The sequence below is a fragment of the Sphingomonas sp. R86520 genome (assembly GCF_042466285.1).
In the GTDB taxonomy this organism is placed as follows: domain Bacteria; phylum Pseudomonadota; class Alphaproteobacteria; order Sphingomonadales; family Sphingomonadaceae; genus Sphingomonas.
In genome coordinates, this window is the sequence record NZ_JAXHBZ010000002.1 from 88,436 (window position 1) to 112,592 (window position 24,157).

17 protein-coding genes, 2 tRNA genes and 1 pseudogene are annotated in these 24,157 nt (G+C 56.1%); 7 read left to right on the forward strand and 13 right to left on the reverse strand.

The window, feature by feature from the left end:
• Positions 1–46 precede the first annotated feature (46 nt).
• From SJY41_RS20740 to SJY41_RS20760, 5 genes and pseudogenes are all read right to left on the reverse strand, one after another.
• A complete protein-coding gene (locus SJY41_RS20740) occupies positions 47–934 on the reverse strand; it encodes a nucleotide sugar dehydrogenase (RefSeq protein ID WP_380784435.1) in 888 nt (295 codons plus the stop codon).
• Positions 935–990: 56 nt separating this feature from the next.
• Positions 991–1,317: pseudogene (locus tag SJY41_RS20745) on the reverse strand (nucleotide sugar dehydrogenase); the annotation flags it as partial.
• A 323-nt stretch (positions 1,318–1,640) separates the two neighbouring features.
• Positions 1,641–1,717 (reverse strand) — tRNA-Pro (locus tag SJY41_RS20750).
• Between the two features lie 377 nt (positions 1,718–2,094).
• Positions 2,095–2,895, reverse strand: a complete 801-nt coding sequence (locus SJY41_RS20755; protein WP_380784281.1) for a helix-turn-helix domain-containing protein — start codon at positions 2,893–2,895, stop codon at positions 2,095–2,097.
• A 595-nt stretch (positions 2,896–3,490) separates the two neighbouring features.
• Positions 3,491–4,375, reverse strand: a complete 885-nt coding sequence (locus SJY41_RS20760; protein WP_380784282.1) for a replication initiator protein A — start codon at positions 4,373–4,375, stop codon at positions 3,491–3,493.
• Positions 4,376–5,084: 709 nt separating this feature from the next.
• Between SJY41_RS20760 and SJY41_RS20765 the strand changes: the two genes are divergently transcribed.
• Both SJY41_RS20765 and SJY41_RS20770 read left to right on the forward strand, forming a co-directional pair.
• On the forward strand, positions 5,085–5,522 hold the full coding sequence (locus SJY41_RS20765; protein ID WP_380784283.1) for an IS5 family transposase: 438 nt from the start codon (positions 5,085–5,087) through the stop codon (positions 5,520–5,522).
• Positions 5,474–5,917: a transposase gene (locus SJY41_RS20770; RefSeq protein ID WP_380784436.1), complete on the forward strand. Its 444-nt coding sequence runs from the start codon at positions 5,474–5,476 to the stop codon at positions 5,915–5,917. Before SJY41_RS20765 ends, SJY41_RS20770 begins: the two co-directional genes overlap by 49 nt.
• Before the next feature lie 260 nt (positions 5,918–6,177).
• Here SJY41_RS20770 and SJY41_RS20775 read toward each other — a convergent pair whose 3' ends face one another.
• Positions 6,178–6,684, reverse strand: a complete 507-nt coding sequence (locus SJY41_RS20775; RefSeq protein WP_380784284.1) for a MucR family transcriptional regulator — start codon at positions 6,682–6,684, stop codon at positions 6,178–6,180.
• A 1,020-nt stretch (positions 6,685–7,704) separates the two neighbouring features.
• Here SJY41_RS20775 and SJY41_RS20780 point away from each other — a divergent pair.
• The 4 genes from SJY41_RS20780 (at position 7,705) to SJY41_RS20795 (ending at position 11,097) form a co-directional block, all read left to right on the forward strand.
• Positions 7,705–7,780, forward strand: a tRNA-Val gene (locus SJY41_RS20780).
• A gap of 251 nt (positions 7,781–8,031) precedes the next feature.
• The gene (locus tag SJY41_RS20785; protein ID WP_380784285.1) at positions 8,032–9,294 is read left to right on the forward strand and encodes a PQQ-dependent sugar dehydrogenase; all 1,263 of its coding nucleotides are present in this window, start codon (positions 8,032–8,034) and stop codon (positions 9,292–9,294) included.
• Positions 9,295–9,722: 428 nt separating this feature from the next.
• Complete coding sequence (locus tag SJY41_RS20790; RefSeq protein WP_380784286.1) at positions 9,723–9,953, forward strand: helix-turn-helix domain-containing protein; 231 nt, start codon at positions 9,723–9,725, stop codon at positions 9,951–9,953.
• A 394-nt stretch (positions 9,954–10,347) separates the two neighbouring features.
• Positions 10,348–11,097 (forward strand): Crp/Fnr family transcriptional regulator, encoded by a 750-nt coding sequence (locus SJY41_RS20795; RefSeq protein ID WP_380784287.1) that lies wholly within the window; start codon positions 10,348–10,350, stop codon positions 11,095–11,097.
• Between the two features lie 954 nt (positions 11,098–12,051).
• On the opposite strand, the gene SJY41_RS20800 is transcribed toward SJY41_RS20795, so the two are convergent.
• Both SJY41_RS20800 and SJY41_RS20805 read right to left on the reverse strand, forming a co-directional pair.
• On the reverse strand, positions 12,052–13,086 hold the full coding sequence (locus SJY41_RS20800; protein WP_380784288.1) for a site-specific integrase: 1,035 nt from the start codon (positions 13,084–13,086) through the stop codon (positions 12,052–12,054).
• Positions 13,087–13,176: 90 nt separating this feature from the next.
• Positions 13,177–14,127, reverse strand: coding sequence for an NAD-dependent epimerase/dehydratase family protein (locus SJY41_RS20805; RefSeq protein ID WP_380784289.1), 951 nt, complete (start codon positions 14,125–14,127; stop codon positions 13,177–13,179).
• 213 nt (positions 14,128–14,340) lie between these two features.
• On the opposite strand from SJY41_RS20805, the gene SJY41_RS20810 reads away from it, so the two are divergent.
• Complete coding sequence (locus SJY41_RS20810) at positions 14,341–15,687, forward strand: hypothetical protein (RefSeq protein ID WP_380784290.1); 1,347 nt, start codon at positions 14,341–14,343, stop codon at positions 15,685–15,687.
• Positions 15,688–16,120: 433 nt separating this feature from the next.
• Here the strand turns inward: SJY41_RS20810 and rfbA are convergent, their stop codons facing one another.
• The 5 genes from rfbA to SJY41_RS20835 all read right to left on the reverse strand — a co-directional run bounded on the left by rfbA (position 16,121) and on the right by SJY41_RS20835 (position 24,060).
• On the reverse strand, positions 16,121–16,987 hold the full coding sequence (gene rfbA / locus SJY41_RS20815) for a glucose-1-phosphate thymidylyltransferase RfbA (RefSeq protein ID WP_380784291.1): 867 nt from the start codon (positions 16,985–16,987) through the stop codon (positions 16,121–16,123).
• Positions 16,984–17,898, reverse strand: a complete 915-nt coding sequence (gene rfbD / locus SJY41_RS20820) for a dTDP-4-dehydrorhamnose reductase (protein ID WP_380784292.1) — start codon at positions 17,896–17,898, stop codon at positions 16,984–16,986. Before rfbD ends, rfbA begins: the two co-directional genes overlap by 4 nt.
• Positions 17,899–17,935: 37 nt before the next feature.
• Positions 17,936–18,988, reverse strand: coding sequence for a dTDP-glucose 4,6-dehydratase (rfbB, locus tag SJY41_RS20825; protein ID WP_380784293.1), 1,053 nt, complete (start codon positions 18,986–18,988; stop codon positions 17,936–17,938).
• An 11-nt stretch (positions 18,989–18,999) separates the two neighbouring features.
• Positions 19,000–19,614, reverse strand: a complete 615-nt coding sequence (rfbC, locus tag SJY41_RS20830) for a dTDP-4-dehydrorhamnose 3,5-epimerase (RefSeq protein ID WP_380784294.1) — start codon at positions 19,612–19,614, stop codon at positions 19,000–19,002.
• A 2,439-nt stretch (positions 19,615–22,053) separates the two neighbouring features.
• Positions 22,054–24,060, reverse strand: coding sequence for a putative bifunctional diguanylate cyclase/phosphodiesterase (locus tag SJY41_RS20835; RefSeq protein WP_380784295.1), 2,007 nt, complete (start codon positions 24,058–24,060; stop codon positions 22,054–22,056).
• Positions 24,061–24,157 lie beyond the last annotated feature (97 nt).

Consider the following 24,157-nt stretch of genomic DNA (forward strand, 5'->3'; position numbering starts at 1 on the left):
GATCCGTAGCCAAGCGCAGGGGTATCCGGCAAGCGAAGATGGGATGCTACATTGTCCAAAGCTTGACACCGGGCGGAATTTTTCCGGACGCCGCAAGAACGTTTTTCAAGTCGACGATGCCACCTGTGCTAGCAAGTAGTTTAGCAAACCTGTCAAAATCACTAATAAGCTCGCGGTGAGGAACAGCCAAGACAATCAAATCATAGATTTTATTAGGCTCTATCACTAGTTCAAAACCGTACTCGTGCGTCGCTTCTTCCGAAGAAACTACCGGGTCGTGAACTTCAACTTGATAACCGAGCTCGCAAAAACTCTTAATTAAATCTGCGACTTTAGAATTCCTAAGGTCCGGCACGTCTTGCTTGAATGCCAGGCCAAGCACGAGGACGCGCCCAGGTCCAGACCCGTGCCAGTCGTGCACGTCTTTTGCTACCCATGTAGCCATGCCGTCGTTCATGTCGCGGCCTGCTAGGATGATGCGCGGATGCGAGCCAAGTTCGACAGCGCGATGTGCTAGATAGTATGGATCGACACCGATACAGTGTCCCCCAACCAAACCTGGCTCAAATTTCAGAAAATTCCATTTGGTACCAGCTGCTACCAGAACATCCCAGATTGATAAGTTCATCTTGGAAAAGATTTGAGTGATTTCATTAACAAACGCAATATTGATATCGCGCTGTGCGTTCTCGATAACTTTAGCGGCTTCAGCCGCCTTGATTGAAGCAGCACGAAACACGCCGCCACTTGTTACCTGTTCGTAGAGGTCAGCCACCGCATCCAGCACGCGTGGCGTCTGACCGGAAACGACTTTCGTAATCCTATCAATAGTATGCTCCCGATCACCGGGATTAATCCGTTCCGGCGAGTAGGCGAGGAAAAAGTCTTTGCCACAGACAAGGCCGCTGACTCGCTCCAGTTCGGGGCCGCATATATCTCGGTCACACCGGGATAGACAGTGCTTTCATAGACGATAATCGAACGTTGGGGAGCCTTCAGCATTCCGCCGACGGTCCGTGTTGCAGCCATCAAGATAGATAGGTCGGGGCGGTTGTCGGCATCGACCGGGGTCGGCACGGTAACGATATAGAAGTCGGCATCCGGACATGTTGCTGGATTGGTTGTTAGGTGCAGACTTGATGCGCGGAGACGGTCCGTATCGATTTCACCAGTGCGATCATAGCCGCGTGCAAGTTGGCCAACACGGTCACGATCAACGTCAACTCCCCAAGTCTCGAATGACCGAGCTAAGGCAACGGCAAGTGGTAACCCGACATAACCGAGCCCAATTATTACCACGCGTGTATCTGCAATCATGTTGGGTCCAACGTTTCCGATTGATCTGCTCAGTACTGACAACGCCCTAACGGCATGTGAATCGCATTGATTTTGTCGCAAGCTTTAGCTTTTGACAGGTCCAGACTGTAGGATCACGAACGCGTTTGCGCTTGAAGTTCGCTAGGGTGGTACGGGGTTCGCCCGGCGATCGAACATGCCGGTAGGGAGCAAGCTCTTATGGCTGAACCGACACGATGCAGAGGTCAAAATCGCGTTCACAGCGTCTTACATATGCGTAAAAAACGTTCGTACGATGACCACAAGTATGGCGATCTACGCTGGTGATTGTGCCTGCATAACAATGGTCGGGGAGACAGGATTCGAACCTGCGACCCCCTGGTCCCAAACCAGGTGCGCTACCAGCCTGCGCCACTCCCCGACGGCGCTGCGGTTAAGCGTACCTTGCCGAATACGCAAGCGGCATGATGCAGCCGCGACAAAATACGTGTTTGATGTTTCCTTCAGTTTCAGATTTCAGATCGATTCAAGGGCGGTGTCGGTCCTGAGACAAGCTAGCTGTCATGTTCAATCTCCGGCAAGGGAACTGACGCCTCGAAAACATACTGCCTGTCTAGACCGATCCGCAAATGCAGCTGCTGATATTCGAGCGTCGTAAGCCGCATGGTCCCACTAGGGAGCATGCGCGCCGACATCGTCGGTGCGTCCAGGTTTTTCAGCGTGCGTTGCCGGTTCTTTTTGTTGATGTTTTCGCCGCATTTTGCCGTCAGGCGAGCGCGTTGGCCGGTTAGGCCAACACTATTGATTTGCTGTTAATAATAATCTCGTTAGCGGTTGTGACCCGTTTTGAGCTTCGCGTTCTTGACAGTCGATTGCATCGCCTAATTTAGCAAGAATCCGACCGAGCGGCCCATCGACAGTGATATGCGCAAGCTCTCGACAGGTGAGGGTATCCAGCATCGCATTGGTTTCCGCGATACGATCAGCGTGATGTTGGACTGCGTCATCCGGCAGCGGGGCAGGGCGCATCCATCGTGGAAGATAGGATCTCACGCTGCCGGGCATCAGCGGCCGATAGGCGTTGGAGGTTTGCCCATACCGAGGCCCAGGCCCTTCACATTTTAAGCGATGAAAACGCCGCTGTCGCACGAGAAAGCCGATGGCTTCGAGAACCGCGAGTGCACGGCCGACCGTCGCACGTCCAAGTCCCGTCGCTTGGGCAAGATAGTCGTAGGAGGGATACACGCGGCCACGGTTCAAACGCGCGAGGGTGAGGATCTCTTCAAAGACCCTAACGGCACTACCGGTCAGCTTGCTGATGCCCTGCTCTACAGCACTTAAAGTTCGGTGGCCCGACCGCGCATCGCGACGTAGGCGCCGCGCCGCATCGAGGGTCTTGCGCGCGACATGCAGCAGCCGATCCGTTTCGCCTTTGGCTGGTGCCGTCCAGAATACCTCTTCGAAAGTACCAGCCTCAAGGCTATCGCGCAGCACAGGCGCACCTGTCCGGTGCGGTGCACCCGACCGCGCCGATGAGTGCGCGCGCGTCAGCATGCCGAACGCCTTCAGCGCGGCGTCGCCTATAGTAATAGTTCCCATCGTCCGTTCCCCTTTTGAGGTGGCGGGAAACAGGCAAAAGTCAGCCGTGGCACGAAACGCGCATCCTTGAATTCAATCTTAAAAGCGCGTATTTGGCAGATCGTTGTGGACGATCGTTCGTGCTTGCCGGCACGAGCCTAGTATGCGCTTTCTGGGATGCCCGGCCTTTGTGCCGGGTTTCCTTTTATCCGGTCACAGCCATTCCTTCGTTATCGGTGGCACAGGTAAAAGTGGGACAGACGCCAGCTTGAACAGCGTGTCGTGGCCTCCGTGTACGGGGCGCATGATCGTGTTTAAAAATCGTCCATCCCCCCTTGGCCCCGTGCCATGATTTAACGGTCACGTTGCCACTCGACCGATCGATAAAATCCAATCTGACGAACGATACGAACCGTTGACCTACCCTTGCGGTTTGTGACGGCATGGCAAAGCGTCAAGGTTCGTGCTTTCGCACGGAAAACCCAGGTAATGTTCGTGCTATTACACGGAAAACCCTGCTTCGAGGCTGACAGCGTCGTTATGAATCGTGAGAACGAACCATCTGCGTTCGTGCTATTACACGGAAAACCCCTGAACTCGCGGGTTTGCAAACGCGTTATGCGTCTGTTGCGTCCTCAACGAGCGCGAGATCCGCTTTTGGCCGAAAACCTATGGTAGTATGCAACCGCGGCCGCCCACCCCGTGGCGACGGTATTTTGGTTTCGACCACATCGAGCATATATTCGGGAAGACTGTCCTGTTCGGACACTTCGCGAAGTTGCTTCTTAAAATATTCGAGGCCACGCCGGTCCGCAGCGCATCCAACCCGCGCTGCTAGTTCACCAATATCAAGGTTAAAGCCGCCATCATCCTTGCAGTTAAATTTAGCGAGCTCGTACAAACGTCGCTCGATGGGACCAAGCTTAAAGAAATCATGGTGGTATGCGGCAATCCGCTGATCCGTTAAAATCGCTCGATACAGCCAGTCACATACCATGACTTCGACCCATTTTACGCGGCGTTCACCCGTCGACGTTTTTATGTACTTGATATCGGCTTTAAGTAGCCAAGAAAATGAGCTGTCTGATCCTTCACCACCGGTTTCGATATTGGTGACAATCTGCGTCCCCTGCAGCCTGTTCAGGGATGCTTTAAGTGATGTATAAGACCGCGCGGATGAGTTTGTACCCGTAACGCGGAAAAGGTCATTAGCAGTAAACGTCATAATGCGGTCGGCTTTTTCGCCTTTCTCAGCCCGCTCAGCCATAAGGCTAGCGATATAGAGCAGGATTTCCTTGTCATAAATGGTAGCAACACCAGTTTTACTGGGATTGATCTCAATCCGAGCTTCGCCTGATTCGAAAACCATTGGCGTCATGTGTGCCTTTTTCGACAATGCGAAGAACGGAAATTCCGCGACGGTGCGCTCGCCCTGCACATCGCCGTATAGCGGACTATGCAGCGAAAAAAGATCGCCTTGAAAAACCGAAACGTTACCCATGATCCCAAACTCGCGTTGAACAGCGTTCAACCTGTGTCGACGTCCCACGCTTGTCCAATGGAAAGGGGGTTTTCCGTGTGATAGCACGAACATTAGCGGACGAGGCTCTGGTTGGGGCGAACTGGCACCGCTCCTGGGCCGACGCGACGGTTCCGGTCTGTCGCACACCGCATTCCAAGCCCTCTTTCTCGTGCTTTCACGAGGAAAACGTGTGCCCTTACGGCGATCTCCACGAGGGCGCGATCTGACTTCGTGGTATTACACGGAAAACTCGGGGCCATCCGGTTCGCTAGGCTCAATCCAATAACTTGGTTGTTGGGCTACGAACCGAATGTGACGTATCGCTTTTGCGGAACAGGACGAGCAGTTCGCTCTACTGTCCTCTTGGCGGGCGACGGCCGGAATTTGGCAACGCCCGCAGTTTTGCGCGGTCACTCGCCTCCGTAGAAACCGGATGGCAGCACCTTTCAATATGTGGCGTCACGATCGCGCTGCATTCGCTAGAAGTAACTGGTGCATGCCGTTCGGTGCGCGGTGTCGACCGTTCCGCTTCGAAGAGAGCGCTGGGTCAGCGACGGAAGCCCGAGTTTGAGTATGGTCGTCTACGTCGCCACATTCGGCAAGGGCCAGCGTAGCTCAACTAGGCCACGTGGACAAAGGTTGACGCGCGTCTGATCGGTTGATTCAAGGCTGTCTTTTGGAGGCGGCGTTGGGCGAGCGGATTGGGGTTTCGGATGATGAGTGGGCTCTGATCGGGCCCCTGCTGCCGTCGGAGCGAGGACGTGGCTGCCGACCCGCGGGAGACAACCGGCCCTATTTCGAAGGCATGGTGTGGATGGCGCGGACAGGCGCGCAATGGCGGCATTTGCCGGATGAATATGGCAAGTGGAACAGCGTGTTCCGGCGGTATCGTCGCTGGGTCGTGACGGGCGTGTTCGAAGCCATGCTGGAGACCCTGGCCGCTGTCGTCCAGCGGGATGTCAGCGCCGACATGATCGACAGCACCGTAGTCCGGGCGCACCACTGCGCCGTCGGGCTAAAAAAAGGGATCAAGAATTCGAGGGGCTCGGCCGTTCGCGAGGCGGCTTCACAACCAAGCTGCACGCCCGCTGTGACGGTCAGGGGCGACCGCTATGTTTCGTCCTGACGCCGGGCCAGGCCCACGACGTGAAGGGCTTCGGGCCCTTGTTCGGGATGCTGGCTGACCGGATCGAGGCCCTGCTTGCCGATAAGGGCTATGACGCTGATGCCATCCGCCAGGAACTCGCCAGGGCGGATGTCGAGGCGGTCATTCCAACCAAAAGTAACCGCCGCATACCGATACCGCATGTCGCGAGAAATACCGTTGGCGCAATCTCGTCGAGCGTTTGTTCAGCAAGCTCAAGAACTGGCGCCGTGTCGCAACGCGTTATGACAAGACAGCAGAGTCATATCTCGGCTTCGTCGCGCTCGCATCAGTTACGCTGTGGCTGCCCTTTGTCCACGTGGCCTAGTGAACGGAACCACGTCCCAGTGAACCGAAGCGGGCGCAATTTTGAATGACGACTACTACCGGGGCGTTGCTCTTCAGGCTGCCATTACGGCTTTCACCGAACCAAACCGAGAAAAATTCCAACATACCATCGAGATCGTTTGAAAATTCACCTGTGTAGATCATTACGAGTGGCGCGCTGAGGCTCTCTAAGTAAGTCGATTCCCCAGACTACGCCGCCCGGACAGTCTCCTTAGCGTTTGAGACGGTTGGGAAAAATCCGAAGGCGCGTGTTCGTATTCGTACCGCGCGCGCCAAGGATCAAACGAGTTTATTCCTCTGCTGCCTCCTCGGCCTTGCTCTTACGCGATGCGGAAGATGGCTTGGTACCAGCCATTGCAGCGTTGGATTGACCTGGCTTTCGCCCTAATCCGATCTTTTTAGCCATTGCGCGACGGCTTTCTGAATAAGCGGCAGCGACCATAGGGTAGTCCGGCTTAAGGCCATAACGTTCACGATATTCGGCTGGGGTCATACCGTTAGCCGAAAGATGGCGGCGCAGTGCCTTGTAGGGCTTGCCGTCGATCATACTGATAATGACATTAGGGTTAGCGAGGGATTTACGGGCCGTGACGGCCGGAGAGTATTCTTTGACTTCTGTCTCGGACGTAGATGGCGTACGATTTCCATCTACGAGAGATGAAACAGTTTCGTACATTTTACCGAGGAAGGCTGGTACGTCATCAGCGGAGGTACGCGTATTAGGGTTGCCCAACCAAGCAATAGTTAATTCAGCTGCCAGTTCTACTGGGTTCGGTGCGTATACGTCGTCTGACATTCATGTCTCCATTTCGGAGATATCAATTATCCGATCGTCGGGGTTTTTGCAACCTAACCGCTGCTAAATCATTAATTGTACGGTCCAGTCCAGGTCAATTGCGTTAATCTATGACCGTCTAATTATGAAAAGCAATTTCAATGTGAGTGTGATAGTCTATATTTTATCTATCGGTGCCGTGCGTCAAAATCTTCAGATCAGACCATCGCCGCTTGGCCTTGCGGCCCTCATTGTCGGTCAACTATCGCACCAGTCGAGTTCTAGGATGACCGTTTCCACGGTGAGATCAAGACCTTCTATAAGCATTAGACGTCCGAAACCCTACGATGGTGGCAGCGTCAGCAGGCAACGCGCTGTATCAATACCGCCGAATGGATGAGCGTCTGAAGTTCGGAACGTGCCGGCGTCTGGATTCTGTAAGGTCGAGAGCCGTCACGGTGGGTCTCCTGGCCATCTGACCGTCGAAATTCGTTGGCTGATGTTTAGGCGCGATCTGGTGGTTTCCCCTCGATAACGGCAGGGTTCATCCAGAAAGGCCCGAAGCCATGACCATCACGCTCGGGGGCATAGGGAGATAGATTGTCTGGCCCGAACACATGGCAAAGCGCGTTAACCGTGCCCGCGCGCACTGTGAAGACGGGTTTGCCGGGGGCAGGGTGGTAGCAGATGCACGCGGATGCATCGTGAACTCAGGCATCAGAGCCCCCGCGCGGTGAGTTGTGCGTCCAAGCGCGGGTACACCGCCGGGCGTTGCTCTCGAACACTTGTGCTTGCCAGCATCGGAGATGTCGAGAGCGCCGATGACCGGCGCTGGATTGTTCGAACGCCGCCCCGATCTGCTCGACCGCCCCCGCGTCTTCATGGCTCTGTCTGATCGCGGCGGCGATGCGATGCGATGCGATGCGATGCAGCGGTAATATCGTGGCGACCAGGGGGTGCCAACTTGCTGACTGCATGACCGCCAAACCTTTTTAGCTTGCCTCGGTCGCCCGGCTTGGGCATCAGCCGCCCACCCGAAAGGGGCGATTAGCTCAGTTGGTAGAGCGTCTCGTTTACACCGAGAATGTCGGCGGTTCGAGCCCGTCATCGCCCACCATATTCCCAGTAAAACAGCTCAGCTATGGACCGCCGCGACCAGTGTGCGCCATTCGATGACCTTGGCGATTGCTGCCGGTTTGGACACTATCTTCCTCTAGGCAATTGGCGCTCCCCTTGGCCGCCCATGAGCGGTCTAATGCTGCAACTGGCCATTCATCTTAATCCACGTAAGTAGCACGGTGCCGCACCTTTTGCGGTCGCCTGTGGGTGGCGGGCGGGCTTTCGCCCGTGCGGCAACGGAGGCTAATGATGAGAGTGCAAATCCTGCTCGCTGCGTGCGTTGCACCTACCGCCATGCAGGCTCAATCTATTCCAATGCCGGTCACCGGTCCGGCGCCGGCACTGCCGGACTTCTATGCAACACCTCCAGTTCGGCTCACGCCAAAGCTGCGTGCATTCGCAGATGGAGAAACCCCGATAGCCCCATCTGGCTTGCGCGTCACAGCATTCGCCCGAGGTTTTGGCGCAGCGCTGAACGCAGTACCACTGCCGAACGGCGACGTTCTCGTCGCGCAGTCCGGGGCTAATCCGCGAGGCGGCAAGATGCGGCTAGGCAGGGGCTCGGACTGCATCTACCTGCTTCGGGACCGAGACGGTGACGGCGTTGCCGAGTTCCGTTCGACCCTTTTGTCCGGTCTGAAAGCACCTTACGGGATGGCCATTGTTCGAGGGCGACTCTACGTCGCCGAGAACGATCGCGTCGTCTCCGTGCCTTTCCTACTAGGGCAGGTCGCAATACCGCAAACTGTGCCGCTAAAGGTCCATGTGCGCTTGCCAACGGCAAAGGGGGAACTTCATCTAACCCGCAATCTGGTTGCCGCTCCGGATGGGCAGCATCTGTTCGTCGCAATAGGTGCCGCGTCGGACGCTGGACAACGAGGCAGGGCAATCGAGCGTCAGCGCGCCAACATTCTCGAGTTGAACATCCGCAGTAATCGGCTGCGCGTCTATGCCGCTGGACTGCGCAACCCGGTCGGGATGGCTTTCGAACCAGATACCGGGATGCTCTGGACAGCGGTCAACGAGCGAAACGGTTTGGGTGATGAACTTGTCCCCGACTATTTGACGAGCGTCAGGCGCGGGCAGCATTTCGGTTGGCCATTCGCTTACTTTGGAGCTCATCAGGACGCTCGCTACGTGTCCAAGCCTCCCGTATCACTCGACAGCGTTGCTGCTCCCGATTTTGCCCTTGGCGGACATGTCGCCGCACTGGGGCTTGCGTTCGGGCGCGGCACGTCGTTTCCGGCGCGCTATCGCAACGGCGCGTTTGTCGCGCGGCATGGCTCAACGGAGCGGTCAGCCTTGGCGGGCTATGACGTCGTGTTCGTCCCGTTCAACAACGGCGGGGCAACAGGCTCCGTTGAGCCATTCCTAACGGGGTTTATCGATGGGAACGAGGTGCGCGGGCGGCCGCGTGCGACCGCGGTTACGGCCGATGGCAGCCTGCTCGTCGTTGATGACGCTGGTGATGTCCTATGGAAAGTAGCGGACGCACGGGCTGATCGTCACTGATCGAGTGGCGGCGTCGGTCAACAGTGAGCCCGACCAAGTGAACCATCGCCAAAGCTATAAACGCGACGCACAAACAAGGCCGCCCCAGAAGCAGCCAGCGATAGTGCATGACAGCCGCGCACTCCCTTCCCAAGCGCGTAATGCTGCATGCCGACGACTGCGGGTCGGGTGAGGGGCCCTCGCTTTCTCATCCAACCTGAAGGTGAGTTTCCGGCGTTCATGAGGTTAGGAAATGAACGCCTCGAGCTCAATGGGTCTTCGCCGCGCATTACGAGTACCCTCCGAAGAACAGAAAATTTACCCAGGTCCGTGAACGTTTACTTTAGGTAAATATATGTCAGAATCCTTAGCGCCTGTAGATTAATAGGGCTAAACGGTAGCTTATTGACTTCGAAGTACAATCTATAATTGTCCATATATGGATAACTATGTTGTATTTAGGTGTTTTAATTGATCATATTTGGTCTTGGTTGAAAACACTTTCAGAAATTCAACACATGCTTGCGAATCGATTAAGGGCTAGCCGCATTGCCATGGGCTGGACCCAACAGGCTGCGGCGCAGCGCGCCACAATCGCTTACCGGACCTGGCAGCGACTAGAGAACGAGGGTAAGGCATCGTTTGAGGACGTGATCCAGTCCGCGGTGGCTTTGCGATGAGAAGGGGGGTCTTGAAGCACTCTTTCCACAACCGGCAGCCACAAGCCTTGACGATCTCCTAAAGCATCACGCCGCCAACGCGGCGCCTGTTCGGGTGCGGGCGCGCAAGTCGCATCAATCATGAAGCTGGCGCCGGGAGCCCCACTGGCAGCAAGCCTAACCTTCGATGACGCAGCCGCTTCCACCGCGATTGGCCGGTTAGCGATAGCCGCGGGTCTGGCTCAACTGGAATGGTCCAGCGAGGCGATCGCCTTGCATCTTACCGAGTGTATATACATATAATCTATGTTATCTAATTCAACGAAATCCATGTTAGGGCTATTTACCTAGCGCAGGATTAACCTAGGTTTTGGCGACTGAGAGATGCGTGAGCTCCCGCCCAATGGAGCGCTGCATGTCAAACACCGACCATCCTATGGAAAAGCTAGTAAGAAAGCTCGCTTCTCGGAATGTTTTGTCATCCGAGGACCAAAACGCTATTTTGGCACTTCCCTACGTGACCCGGACGTACGAACCCAATTCCTATTTGATACGTGAAGGCGAGCTAGCGAAGCGGTATTGCAGCTTTGTACTGTCGGGTTTTGCTTATCGGCAAAAACTCACCGCACAGGGGGCCCGCCAGATAGTTTCGCTCCATATGCCTGGCGACATCCTTGACCTCCAGCATCTGTTCTTAAAGCTAGCCGATCATAATGTGCAGGCACTGACGAAGCTTGAAACCGCTGATGTCGATAGGGATGGGCTTCGGGTGCTGGCAACGGAGCGTCCAGCGGTGGCGCAGGCAATGTGGATCGACGCACTCGTCGATGCGTCCGTCTTCCGCGAATGGGTTATGAACGTCGGGCGCCGCAACGCGCGCACACGAATTGCCCATCTGCTGTGCGAATTTGCGACCCGTATGAAATTCGCTGGGTTAAACAACGGGGAAAATTTCGAACTTCCGATGACGCAGGAACAGATTGGTGATGCTACTGGTCTCACCAGTGTACACGTCAACCGCACGTTGAAATTACTTGCAGAAGACGGCCTCGTTTATCGCGACAAGCGCTATCTCAGTTTTACAGACTGGGAGCATATGCGCTCAGTCGCGGACTTCAGCTCACTGTATCTGCACCTCGATCAGGCCGGGCTACCTGCCCCATAAGGCCCGGCGCTTTTACCACGCAAGCTCGAACAACCCGAACGGAGAAATTCCGAACCTCCCATCCGGCTTAGATGGCGCGCCAGTACGGCATGAGTGGGTACGTTAATTGAAAAAATGAAGATTGTGGGAAATGATCAGCCTTTAGTAGGCGGACCGGATACTGACGGGGGCTTGTCTTGACGTGCTTCTAGAAGCTCGACAGGATAGGCTAGATAAGCCGCGACCAAATGGTCGTCTGCCGCATCAGCTATAGCCAGTGCTTCCCGTAAACGTTTCAAAAGTTCGGATGTGTGCGGCATCTCCAAAACTCCAAGCTAGGCGGGAAGCATAATCTGATCCCCATCGGCCCTCAAGTAATCCCAGCGACAGATTATTGTATCATCATGCAATATCGATTCATTTACATACGTCAGTCCCTCAAACCCTATATCAGCGATTATGCTAAATCTCTCTCTTCTAAACCTTAATTGGTACCTGGATTCTTTAAAAAATGCGATCCATACCAACGATGGCGATATGCGGGAACCTGGTGATCGAAGGCGAGAGGCCACAGTCAATCAAGACGCCATGTTGACGACGCTGCGGGCGCAAGGACTGGTGCGGATAGGTCGCGATCATTTTGTCCTATGAATCTTGATGGTCCGATTCCACGCCGTCGTCCGTGTCCGCCGTGATCGTCACGGATCCTCTTGGCCAGCGGTCAGGGACGCTCTGCATGATCCGCAAACTAAATCGACTGCCGATGCCTTGCGCCGTTTGTCAGCGTACCTGCCGACATGTATACAATCACACATTCGCGCTAGATAGGTCAACATGTCGTCATCTCAACAACCCTATGTGTCGTCATGTCGACATGGGCACTATCCAACATGTAGGCATGTCTGATTTATAATCTACAAAACGTACCGACCCGGAAGAATATCGGATTAGCATTAGCTATTATATTTCAGCATCTTACAGGAAACCCTGACCCGCATGATCCTTAAAAAGTTCAGCGTTGCGAACATAGTCTGCTAAAATCTGAACTGACTTATGTCGGCTTACTTCTTGAAGTTTAAATATCGTAGCACCTTGCGATGCACCCTCAGTCAAAAATCCAGCGCGTAAAGAATGCCCTGCAAACTGCGACGGATCGTAACCAGCTGCCGCTGCATAATGCTGGACCAATCGGGCGACTGCACGATCTGACATTGCCGCCGGCGTAAGCGCATCCAGACGAGATAAGCGGCGGAAAACTGCCCCCTCGGTATGCCCAGCCGATGTCATCCATGCGAGAAGGCGGGCCTTTGGTCGAATACGCGATCCTTCTGGGATGGCGATAACCGCACCTCGCCGGACTTGGTCGGTCTTTGACTGAGCAATCGTCAGGCGGAGTCCTTCGGGTACAATTCCGACGTGCTCGACCTGGAGCGCGACGATTTCGGAACGGCGCAAAGCGGCGGCCATACCGATGGCAAGGATTGCGCGGTCGCGCAGCGCTCGAAGGCCATCACCTTCAATTGTCGCTAGCATGTTGCGCAGCGCCGCAGCATCGGCCGGACGCTTTTGACGTTTGGCGCCGCCGTGTTCGACGCGGATGCCGGCCAGAACTTCGGCCAGGCGACCAGCCGTTGGCATGGCGGTAGGCGCCGGATGCCCACCTGCACGATGATGATGCCCGATCGCAGCTACCCGTCGGTTGATTGTCGACGGGTTGAGCCCCGTACTGGCTTGGTCGCTCACAAACACCGCGACGATTTCGGGGCTTGCCGGCAACGCGCCCAAACCGTGCTGTGCACACCACGCCGTAAAAATTGCCCAATCGGAATCATACGCGCGACGTGTCGCGCCGGCACGGGCTGCCTTAGCGTACGCGGCAGCACGCTCAATCTTCTCATGGAGGATTGCAGGCAACGTCGGCTCGCGCTCATTCGCCGTCACGAGCGATGCCGAAGGTACCGCAAGATCGGGATCGTCTGGGAGAATCGAAAAGGGGTGATGCGTGGCCATATAAAGTGTGTGCCACGCCCTTTTTTCGCGCGCTACCCCTGTGTCCGAGAATGACACTTATCGGACACAGGGGGCCCAACTCTGACCAAATTAGTCTTTCCCCAGTCGAGATAGCCAGTCAGCCGTACCACGCAAACCTTCAGCCCAGTCGACCTGCGGCGTCCAGCCAAGAAGCTGCTGGGCGCGCGTGCAATCAAGAATATTGGTCGGAATATCAGCAGAACGACCAGCCTTATAAACGACCGAAATATTTACATCGAGCACATCGGATACCGACGCCACTATCTCGTTCAGTGATCGGCCGATACCTGATCCGACATTGAACACTTTGCTGCCTGCGTTCGTCGCGGCAGCACGCACCAGCGCGTCACACACATCTTCGACGTGAAGATAGTCGCGTACGACAGTACCATCGCCCCAGATTTCGACGGGGCTACCATGCAATGCTCGTTGAATAATTGTTGCTAAAATACCCTGAGGTCGATTGGGTATTTGGAAAGGACCATAGGGATTAGCAACTCGTAAGATCGTATAATCCAGCCCGTCGATCATACTGTAGATTCGCAGCATCTTCTCGATCGTCAATTTGCCGAGACCATAGGCTGAGATAGGATCCGTTGGAGCATCCTCGGGTATCGGAAAATGCGTAGCAGCGCCGTAGACGGTACCGCCAGACGACACAAAGACTAGCTTGCCAACTCTCGCTCGAATTGCCGTAGTTATCAAAGATAGGTTGGTGGCTAACGATGTTTGTAACTCGGCTGCAGGGTCGCGGTTAGACGCCGAAGGGTTACTTCCTCCCAACAGGTGAAATACAACATCGGCACTATCTATAACCTGAGCGATCGCCTGAGCATCGTTAAATTCTCCGTCGACCCAGGCCCCTGGAAATACGGCAGTATCGATACGCGACCGCCTGCCAAATCCCACAACGTTTGCGCCATTACTGTTGAGTAGCCGACATAGCGACGTTCCTACAAAGCCGCCTGCGCCCAGTACGACACAGCGCTGCCCGGCCAGCGCTCCTGCATCTATAGTCATCAGTTGGCCCCACACACACGGGGCCGTCGGGATAAGGCGAACGCCTCGTCCACATCACATCGGAAATCAACACGCATGGCGCTCCTTAACCCAGAGGAATGGCTGCCGCCAGAACCAACCTCCTATTGCCGGATTAGCTTGCCTAGCCATCGTGACTTGGCCATGGCGTCGCCTCCAATATCGATACTCCATAATGGTTCGAAACGATCTTAGATGCTTACGATAGCTCGAAAATTCCGCATCGATATGGCGATCGCCATGACAGTCCTTCAGCGCGCTTGGGGCGTCGTGGCGGGACTGGTTATGGTATTGATGACCAGCACGCTATTTTCCCGCGAGATGCAGGGCTATTACTATACGTTTAACAGTCTTATTGCACTGCAAGCGTTCTTTGAGCTTGGGTTGAGCTTCGTGCTAACGCAGCTCGTTAGTCATGAAATTGTAAAGCTTGACGAAGAGCATAACTCGTCGCCCGAAGAGCGACAAGCAGCCATCGATCGCATTGGACTTCTTAGTCAGTCCGTCCGCCGATGGTTTGCGATCCTATCTATCGTCTTTGCCGTTGCCGTCGGCATTGGCGGGCTTGTTTTTCTTAGGCAAGGCAGCAGTGCAGTTCCCGCTCGGGAATGGGTGGGTTCCTGGTTGCTGATCGTCGTGGCTGCGGCGGTTAACCTTTACTACAGCCCACAATTAGCCATTGCCGAGGGCACCGGCAAGATCGCGCATGTTGCGCGTTTGCGCTTGGCCCAGACGATAGTCGGATATGTATCCTGCTGGATCATTATTCTTATCCATCCCACGCTGTATGCCGCAGCCTGTATCAGCGTCGTATCTGCGCTGACGTCAGGATGGTGGCTACGCCGGCGCAGTGGGGTACCGACATTTGTCGAACGGGTGGCGCAAGGTGCGCAGGGCTATGGCTGGCGACGCGACATTTTCCCGCTGCAGTGGAGGATCGGCGTCAGCTGGATGAGCGGATACCTGCTGTATCAGGTCTTCACCCCGTTCGTCTTTGCCCATCGGGGCGCTGCAGAAGCAGCGATGATCGGATTGTCGATCGCGGTGTTCGGCAACATCTCGCTGATAGCTATGAGTTGGATGTCGGCTTCAACGCCGATGTTGTCTGGACTTGTTGCCCGCGGCGATCGCGCAGAATTGCGGCGGCGGTTCCTACATCTGTTCGGGCAGTCTATCGCATTTCAGATCGTCGCCTGCATTGGTTTGTGCGCAGTAATTTCTCTGGGCCGATATTTTGACCTCAAGATTATGCATCGCTTCCTCCCCCTTTCGGATCTTGTTCTGATCGGGGTGGTAACAACCTGTAACATATCGGTGTTTGCGCTTGCCACCTTTATGCGCGTCCACAAAGAAGAACCGATGCTGTGGAACTCGTTGGTTTGCGGTGTATTGGTCGCCGGAGCCACGTACTTTACGTCGTTCTGGGGAGCGAGCTACGTTCTGATGGCGTATTGCGCCATTATCGTCGTAGTCAGCCTGCCATGGACTATCGCCATATTCATTCGATATTGGCGGCGGACCGACGCGGCCGAGGCTGTGTAAGCGCACGGTACGGCGTGCCGTGCAAACGGTAAATCTACGGCAGTGGCGCTATCGGTGCCCGCGCGATTACGACAAGCAGCGAGTATGCACAATAGCAGCCGCTGCCGGGATCAAGCAGCGGAAGATAGCGCGAGCAGTGCGGCGAGGCGGATCATCGAAGCAGGCCGAACAGTCTACAGCACAGTGCGCCCATCCATCAGCTGGGCGGGTTGGCGTCCGCTAGGTTCATGCGGGCTTTCGCCGAGGGCATATGGATACAAAATTGAGGATCAGCGCCTGAATCGAAACAAATTACCTGAGAATAAAATGCTAGGCGTTGGCACCGGCATCTCTGCCTGTCCGGAAGAGGCGGTTTCACAGCAACCTATCCCGCACGACAAGATTGCTTTGCCGCATTCTCCATGAATGCGGCAAAGCAAAATGGGCAGCAATCCTAGCCGTCAATGGCGTTCAGGATTGCCCGACCGTAATTGGTTTTCTTGAAGCGTTCGCCCGCCTCACGCGCCTGATCGGCGGTGATGAAGCCTTGGAGATACGCAATTTCTTCCAGACACGCGACCTGTACGCCCTGGCGATGCTGGATGGTGCGGACGAATTCTCCGGCCTCAAGAAGGCTATCGTGTGTACCCGTGTCGAGCCAGGCATAGCCGCGGCCCATTTGTTCGACGTACAGATTGCCGGCCTCCATGTAGAGCCGGTTGAGATCGGTGATCTCGAGTTCGCCGCGCGGCGATGGCTTGAGATCGCGCGCATATTGAACGACGCGATTGTCATAGAAATACAGGCCGGTGACCGCATGGTTCGACTTGGGGGCCTCGGGCTTTTCTTCGAGGCTGATCGCCTTGCCGGCTTCGCCGAACTCGACCACGCCGTAGCGCTCGGGATCCTCGACACGGTAGGAGAAAACCGTTGCTCCGTCCGGCCGCGCGACCGCGTTGGCCAGCAAGTCCGTGAGATGGGCGCCGAAAAAGATGTTGTCGCCCAGCACCAGCGCGACATTGTCGTCGCCGATGAAGTCCGCGCCGATTGTGAACGCCTGCGCCAGACCCTCGGGCTTGGGTTGCTCGGCATAGGCGATGGTCAGGCCCAGCGCCGAGCCGTCACCGAACAGGTTCTTGTAGTTGCCGATATATTCGGGGCTCGAGATGATCAGGATGTCGCGGATGCCGGCGAGCATCAGCACCGACAGCGGGTAATAGATCATCGGCTTGTCGTACACCGGCAACAGCTGCTTGTTGACCGCCAACGTTGCTGGGTGGAGGCGCGTGCCCGAACCGCCCGCAAGAATAATGCCCTTCACGCCTGTGTCTCCTTGGCTGGTACGCCGATTAGTTCGTCAAGAATGGTGCCGAGTGCTGTCTGCCATGCTTGGGGGTGAATGCCATAATCTTGTGTGATAGCGTCGTGGCTTAGAAGTGAGTTAGCAGGCCGCGTCGCGGGCGTCGGATATTCGCTTGTTGGAATGCCCTGCACTTCAGCCTCAGCGCCCCCCCGCGCCGCGCTTTGTGCAAAGATTTCGCGCGCAAAGCCCGCCCAGGTCACAGCGCCAGCATTGCTAAAATGATAGGTGCCCGTAGGCGCTGCTGCGTCATCAACGAGGCGCATGGTGATCGTCGCAAGGGCTGCTGCAAGATCGGCTGCCGATGTCGGGCTCCCGTGCTGATCGTCGACTACCCGCAACGTCGGGTTGGTTGCGCCAACACGCAGCATCGTTTTGATGAAGTTGCTGCCATGCGCACTAACGACCCAAGCCGTGCGAACGATCACATGGCGTGCGCCCGACGTACGTACGGCAAGTTCACCCCCCAGCTTCGATGCACCATAGACCCCAAGTGGCGCAACCGGATCGCCTACCTGCCAAGCGCCCTCACGGGCACCGTCAAACACATAATCAGTCGAAACCTGAACGATGGGAATGCCAGCACCTGCGCAGGCAGCAGCAAATGCCGCAGGTGCCATTGCGTTGACGGCCCAAGCGTTGACAAGGTCTGTCTCAGCTTTGTCTACGGCAGTATAGGCAGCGCCGTTGATGACGGCCGCCCATTCACGCTCCGCAACCTTGGTCGCGATGGCAGCGGTATCTCGCAGGTCGAGCGTATCCTGATCCAGGGCAACGACGGCCCAGCCCTTGGGCCAAGCGTACCGCTGCAGTTCAGTACCAAGCTGCCCATTGGCGCCGGTAACAAGAATTGTCCGAACTGGCTGGGTCATTGCAAGCCCTTCGTGTCGACACTCATACGCACAGACATCAAACGGCCACGCCGCGGCGTTCCGACGCCTTGGCGGCCACCAGCGGACGCCACCAGGATTCGTTGGCGAGATACCAGGCGATCGTCTTCTCGATGCCGGTCTCGAACGTCTCGGCGGGCTCCCAGCCGAGCTCGTTCTTGATCCGGCTCGCGTCGATCGCATAGCGCTTGTCGTGACCGGGACGGTCGGCGACATAGGTGATCTGCGTCGCGTAGGACTGGCCATCGGCGCGGGGACGCAGCCGGTCGAGGATCGTGCAGACGGTATTCACGACCTCGAGATTCTGCTTCTCGTTGTTCCCGCCGACATTGTAGGTCCGGCCGGGCTCGCCCTTTTCAAACACCGCATGCAGCGCGCGGACGTGATCCTCGACGAACAGCCAGTCGCGGACCTGGTCGCCCTTGCCGTAGACCGGCAGGTCGCCGCCATCGAGCGCCTTGGCGATCATCAGCGGGATCAGCTTTTCGGGGAAGTGATACGGCCCGTAATTGTTCGAGCAGTTGGTGATCAGCACCGGCAGGCCGAACGTGTGGCCCCACGCGCTGACAAGATGGTCCGAGCCCGCCTTCGACGCCGAGTAAGGCGAGCGCGGATCATAGGGGGTCTCTTCGGTGAACAGCCCGGTGTCGCCGAGCGATCCGTAGACCTCGTCGGTCGAGATGTGGTGGAAGCGGAACGCCGCCTTTGCCGCGTCGTCGAGCCCGAGCCAATAGGCGCGCGCTTCGGCGAGCATCGTGTAGGTGCCGACCATGTTGGTCTGGATGAACGCGCCGGGGCCGTCGATCGAGCGGTCGACATGGCTTTCGGCGGCGAGATGCGTGACGATCTCGGGCTTGAACTCGGCGATCGCGGCTTTCACCGCGTCCGCGTCGCAGATGTCGCCCTGGACGAAGCGATAGCGGTTGCTGTCGGCGACGCGCTCGACCGTGGTGAGCGTGCCGGCATAGGTCAGCTTGTCGAAATTGAGCACCTCATGCTCGGTGGTCTCGATGAGGTGACGGACGAGAGCCGAGCCGATGAAGCCGGCCCCGCCGGTGACGAAAATGCGCATAGGTCTGTCCTTCAGGCGAGTGGCGCCAGCGGGCGGCCGTCATAGGGAAAAGGGCTGTCGAAGTCCGCGAGCAGCGGCTGGACTTTATCCTTGCCACTCAACTCGGGTGCGGTCCCGACGGGCATAGGCCAATCAATGCCGATCGCAGGGTCGTCCCAGCGGATGCCGCCATCATTGGCGGGAGCATAGGTATCCGAACACTTGTAGGTGACTTCGCAATTGTCCTCGAGCGTGACAAAGCCGTGCGCAAAGCCGATCGGAATAAAAAGCTGATGCCCATTTTCGGCGGACAGCTCGGCGCCGACCCACTTTCCGTACGTCGGTGAGCCTTTGCGAACGTCGACGGCAACGTCAAAAATTCGCCCACGGATGCACCGCACGAGTTTGTCCTGCCCGCGCGGCGGGGTCTGATAATGCAGGCCTCTGAGCGTATAGGCTGGAGCAGAGAGCGAATGATTATCCTGCACGAAAGTACAGGTAATACCGAGCTTGGCAAACGCCTCACGATTATAGACCTCGGTGAACCATCCACGCGCATCCCCGTGACGGGTTGGGCGAATGAGCTGAACAGGTGAGAGTGAAGACGTCATCTCAGGCTGGATACTGGCATGGTTGGCTTCCAACAAGGTCGCTGCCGGACATAAATGGTCGACAGAACGGGTTTATGCCGCCCCGATGCCCCAAACCGGCGAAAATGGCCAGATAGATGATTTCGACCGGGCAAAGCTGAGCGGTCGGTTCGCCCCGTTTTTTTTACCTGGCCTCCCTCAACGCGAATTAGGGTTCTGACGCAGATTCTTGGCAACTTCTATCGTCTTTTGCGCCAAGCCCATGACGGTCGGCCAGCTTGCACATTGCGGCATACGTAGTCAAAAACACACGTATTCGCGCGGGGCAGCGGCAAAGGGTGTCTGCGCGCAACCGTTCGCGGCCCGCATCAATACCCGCATCAATACCCGCATTTTTTTACGTATCTTGGAGTTGTTGCATATCTATCCGCACTGAGTTCTCTCGAACCACTCCTTGCCCAAAAGAGCACAGGGTTCGCGTTACCGGGTGCGATCAGGATGGTCGGCGGTCCGAACGGCCACGTCGGCGGGTAAATCGCGGAAATTTTGCCGGAACTTCGGCCTGCCGATGCGCAGACGGTCTACTTTTGGTGCATGGAGGACGACCCGCTAGCCTGCTGGCGCCGGTTGAGACATCGGCGCTTGAGAACGCGGCGAAGCGGCGAACGAATGAACCGTACATATGATACGGATCGCTGCGATCGGGGAGGATATAGATCACGGACGACGACAAGGTGTCTATTGTCTTGTCGAACAACGGGTCCAAGCTGCTCAACGTGTGCACGGTCATCATCGGTGTCGTTCGGTGGACCTGATGACCGCCCTCCCTCGATACTGTACGTGGCTACTTCGGCGCCGGTGCCGGTCTTCATCTCACCGTTGCGGAGAACATAGCAGCTCGCGCCGTTACGATCGAGCGGCTGATCGTCTTCTGATAGAACCATCTGCCGTGTAAGGCTTCCTCGGTGATTGCGGCCATGTCCAATCCCCTCCGTCAACGATCTAGCCTGCAGGCGTTTCAAGTTGGCAGTCGCTACAACGCAGGCACTCACGACAACCTAATCAACAGGCCAAAAAATGGCCGGAGTTACCCGGTCGAAATTTTAGGAGAGGATGCTTGAAAGCCCTTACCTTAATGCTGCGACGCGGTACGTCGCGCAAACGCAGAAATCGAAACCGAGCGTTGCCTTTTCGAGTTTCCTGAAACGATTGACCCGTGGGGATTGCAGGTGCGTTCAATGAATAGTCGCGGCGAGCTTCCTCTTTCGTGCTCGTCACACGCGTTCGTCGCGACAAACGTTTCAAACTCGGATTTGTGGGGATTGCCTACGGTCTGGGTTAGTGACATGAATAAGGTATCGCAGCGGGTTGAGCATTCCCAAGACGCCTCCCCGCTGCGGTGCCCAACCGATCATCAGAGGAACCAATCATTCACGCCGGAATGTATTTTGCCGCAATTGCGCAAACTGCAAAGCCAATGAGAACGACGGCGTATAGACCCTCAACGATGGTAAGCAGGGTAACCATCAGTGTAGTCTCACCTATTGATTTGGCAGGCGGCCAAACACTGACGAGAGTTCCAGGTATTGTAACGATCTTACCGGAAGCTGCGGATGTTTTCTAACGGGTTTTTATGCTTTAAGCTCGCAGGCGCAGAGAGTACCGCAAGCCATTCCAACTTCAAGAGTGGGGAGGACGTGAATAGTAACGCTCGATCCTATTTTATGACTCTTTCCCTGTGAAGGACGATCCCAAGCGCGCATCTACCCGCCGCAACCTGCTCCTCTTCGTAACTATGTCGCCGCGGCAGAGAGACCCGCATGTGAAGCCAATTTTGAAAATAACATCTATATTTAATGGGCAGGGTCGGAACCGAAGCAAACCGGTATCGCAATACGCGCGGCGCTCCTTAAGAAATTCACAGTCGAGAAATTCAGCGATCCTGTCTAGGTGACGCCGAACGTTGCCGATGTTCGCTATTACAACGACACCGGCGAGGCGGCGGCGAATTGCGCGCTCGCGATCCTTCGGCAAAACAGATATAAATGTACGTCGCAATCGGCGGGGCAGCCTGAAGCCTCCCGGCACACTGAGGTCTGGCTTACAAGGCGATAGGCTGAAAGAGTAGCTCGCCTAATGTGCGAAACCACCGATCGGCAGCGACTTAACCTAAGCTAACCTGTTCTTTTTGCACCCGAAAGGTCCGTTCGTGCATTGGGCGTTTGACACTTCAGGACGGGTTGTATGGAACGATATCGAGAGGCGCTAAAGCTCCTCAATTTGGCGCATGATTTGTTAATGCAGGAAGGCGACACATTGACAGTAGCTGAACTGGCGATGCCGATTCACCTCGTGCAAACCGCCCTTTCGCGTGCTGTGGTCAGGCTCAGCCCGACCGCCGTATGGTGATCGGCCTTTCCGTCCGGTGACAGCAACAAGTGTACAATTCATTAATTGGGCCTGCGCGCAGTACAGAATCTATATCGTTCCAGATACTCAAATAATGATCTTTTGATCAACGCTTTTCGAAAACTCGATGCCGACCCTTCCGGTATTGACCCATCGAACGCTTCCAGATAGTATATGTCCATCAACCAGCTCAATCAATACAGATGCGCCGACGTCGGTGTTGTTAAAGTTACAGCCTTCAATCATAGCTCCGTTCGCTGAAAAGTTGCGGACAATAATCTGGGTTCGATTGCTACCCTGCAAAAGTTGCGCCTTGCGAAGCACCTTTTCGCGAGGTGCACGACTGACCTTATGGCCGACGGCTTCCGCAGGCGCACCGTAGTCCGATAGGCAAGCCAACACATGTTCGATTCTGGCCGGCCGTCCATAAACATAGCCCTGGATATGGCTGCAGCCGAGTTCCCGTATAAACGCAATCTCGTCCTGCTGCTCGACGCCCTCCGCCGTCGTCTCCATCCCTAGCGTATCGGCCAACGTCACGATCGCGCGGATGATGGCAGCGTTGCGGTTTCCTGCAACAATCGCGCCGCGAATGAAGCTCTGATCAATTTTTATTTTGTCGAACGGTGCATTCTTTAGATAACCGAGCGACGAATAGCCGGTGCCGAAATCGTCGAGAGCCAGACGGACGCCTAGACTTTTGAGAGCCTTGAACATCTGGTCTGTGCAGCTGCCCTCATTCAGGAAGACGTTTTCGGTTATTTCGAGTTCGAGGCGATCCGCAGCCAGCGTCGCAGATATCAACGCGTTTGCGACAACCGACGGCAGCTTGGGGTTTGCGAACTGGATTGGCGATACGTTCACGGCGACACGAATGCCGGCGGGCCACTTTGCGCAATCGGCAACTGCGGTCCGCAAGACCCACTCGCCTATGCCATCGATCAGACCAATTTCTTCGGCAATAGGAATAAATTCAGCTGGGCTTACTGCCCCCCGTACCGGGTGCTCCCACCTCACCAATGCCTCGTATCCGACGATCAGCGTTGTGACCATCGAGACGACGGGCTGGTAGACGACGTAAAGCTCGTTTTGGGCCAGAGCCTGGCGCAAGTCATCCTCGAGGTGCTTCCTGTGCGTGGCCTCAACAAGCATGTCGTCGGTATAGACACGGTGTAGTCCGCGTCCTCCGTCCTTGGCTGCGTAGAGCGCAAGATCGGCGTTCCGGACGAGGTGGTCTACCGTCTGTCCATGCTCCGGCGCTATTGCGATTCCAATCGAACACCCGATCGTAATAGGTGCGCTTTCGATGAGGTAGGGTTGCGACACCGAATGGATGATGTCGGTGGCGATAGCTTCTGCATCTCTCCTGGCAGTATCGCTCGCGAGAATGACTTTAAACTCGTCACCCCCTAGCCGTCCTACGGCGCCGTCCGTGCCGACAACGCGTTGGATACGTTGCGCCACACGCCGGAGAAGTTCGTCACCCGTTTGATGGCCGAGCGTATCATTCACGGCCTTGAAGCGATCAAGGTCTAGGAGGAGCAAGGCGGTCGGATGAAAGCCGCTTTGGCGGGCAAGCAAAAGGCGCTCCAGCGCATTGCGCATTCGTTCGCGGTTTGCCAGACCAGTCAACGCATCAGTGTACGCTAATCTAGTAATGTCAGCTTGCGAGCGGCGCCTTTCAGCCAGATCGCTACCGGACCCGACATAACCTTGAAACACTCCTTCGCTGTCAAACCGAGGCTGGCCGGAAATCGCCCAGAATACTGGGATCGACTGTTCGATCGCGCGCACCGCAACATTGTGAAAACCAGCCCTGGTCGACAGCTGGAAATGCAACGTTCGTGACGAAATCCCCTCCGGATCAATCTCGAGAATCTGTGGCAATGTAGCAGTACCGGCGTCTAACGCATCGCTACATAGATTCTGTCGTATATGATCAGAAATATACGTAATCGTTCCGTCCGGATCCGTCTCCCAGAACCAGCCGGATCCCTCTGCTTCAAACGCGTCCACCAGACGGATTGACCTCGCGGCCTTTGTCGTCGGTAACGGATCATCCGAACGGGTGAGATGACGAAGATTACGCAACATGGTTCACCTGATGACAGGGGACCATTAGCATTTAGTGCATAAGCCTTTGCGGCCGCCACGCCCAGGCGGAAACTCCGCCCCATGTTCACCACGATGG

Bases quoted from the DNA above. Each gene is read 5' to 3' on its own strand.
- SJY41_RS20755 (WP_380784281.1), bottom strand. From the start codon at position 2,895: ATGGGAACTATTACTATAGGCGACGCCGCGCTGAAGGCGTTCGGCATG.
- SJY41_RS20760 (WP_380784282.1), bottom strand. From the start codon at position 4,375: ATGGGTAACGTTTCGGTTTTTCAAGGCGATCTTTTTTCGCTGCATAGT.
- SJY41_RS20775 (WP_380784284.1), bottom strand. From the start codon at position 6,684: ATGTCAGACGACGTATACGCACCGAACCCAGTAGAACTGGCAGCTGAA.
- SJY41_RS20785 (WP_380784285.1), top strand. From the start codon at position 8,032: ATGAGAGTGCAAATCCTGCTCGCTGCGTGCGTTGCACCTACCGCCATG.
- SJY41_RS20790 (WP_380784286.1), top strand. From the start codon at position 9,723: ATGTTGTATTTAGGTGTTTTAATTGATCATATTTGGTCTTGGTTGAAA.
- SJY41_RS20795 (WP_380784287.1), top strand. From the start codon at position 10,348: ATGTCAAACACCGACCATCCTATGGAAAAGCTAGTAAGAAAGCTCGCT.
- SJY41_RS20800 (WP_380784288.1), bottom strand. From the start codon at position 13,086: ATGGCCACGCATCACCCCTTTTCGATTCTCCCAGACGATCCCGATCTT.
- SJY41_RS20805 (WP_380784289.1), bottom strand. From the start codon at position 14,127: ATGACTATAGATGCAGGAGCGCTGGCCGGGCAGCGCTGTGTCGTACTG.
- SJY41_RS20810 (WP_380784290.1), top strand. From the start codon at position 14,341: ATGCTTACGATAGCTCGAAAATTCCGCATCGATATGGCGATCGCCATG.
- rfbD (WP_380784292.1), bottom strand. From the start codon at position 17,898: ATGACCCAGCCAGTTCGGACAATTCTTGTTACCGGCGCCAATGGGCAG.
- rfbB (WP_380784293.1), bottom strand. From the start codon at position 18,988: ATGCGCATTTTCGTCACCGGCGGGGCCGGCTTCATCGGCTCGGCTCTC.
- SJY41_RS20835 (WP_380784295.1), bottom strand. From the start codon at position 24,060: ATGTTGCGTAATCTTCGTCATCTCACCCGTTCGGATGATCCGTTACCG.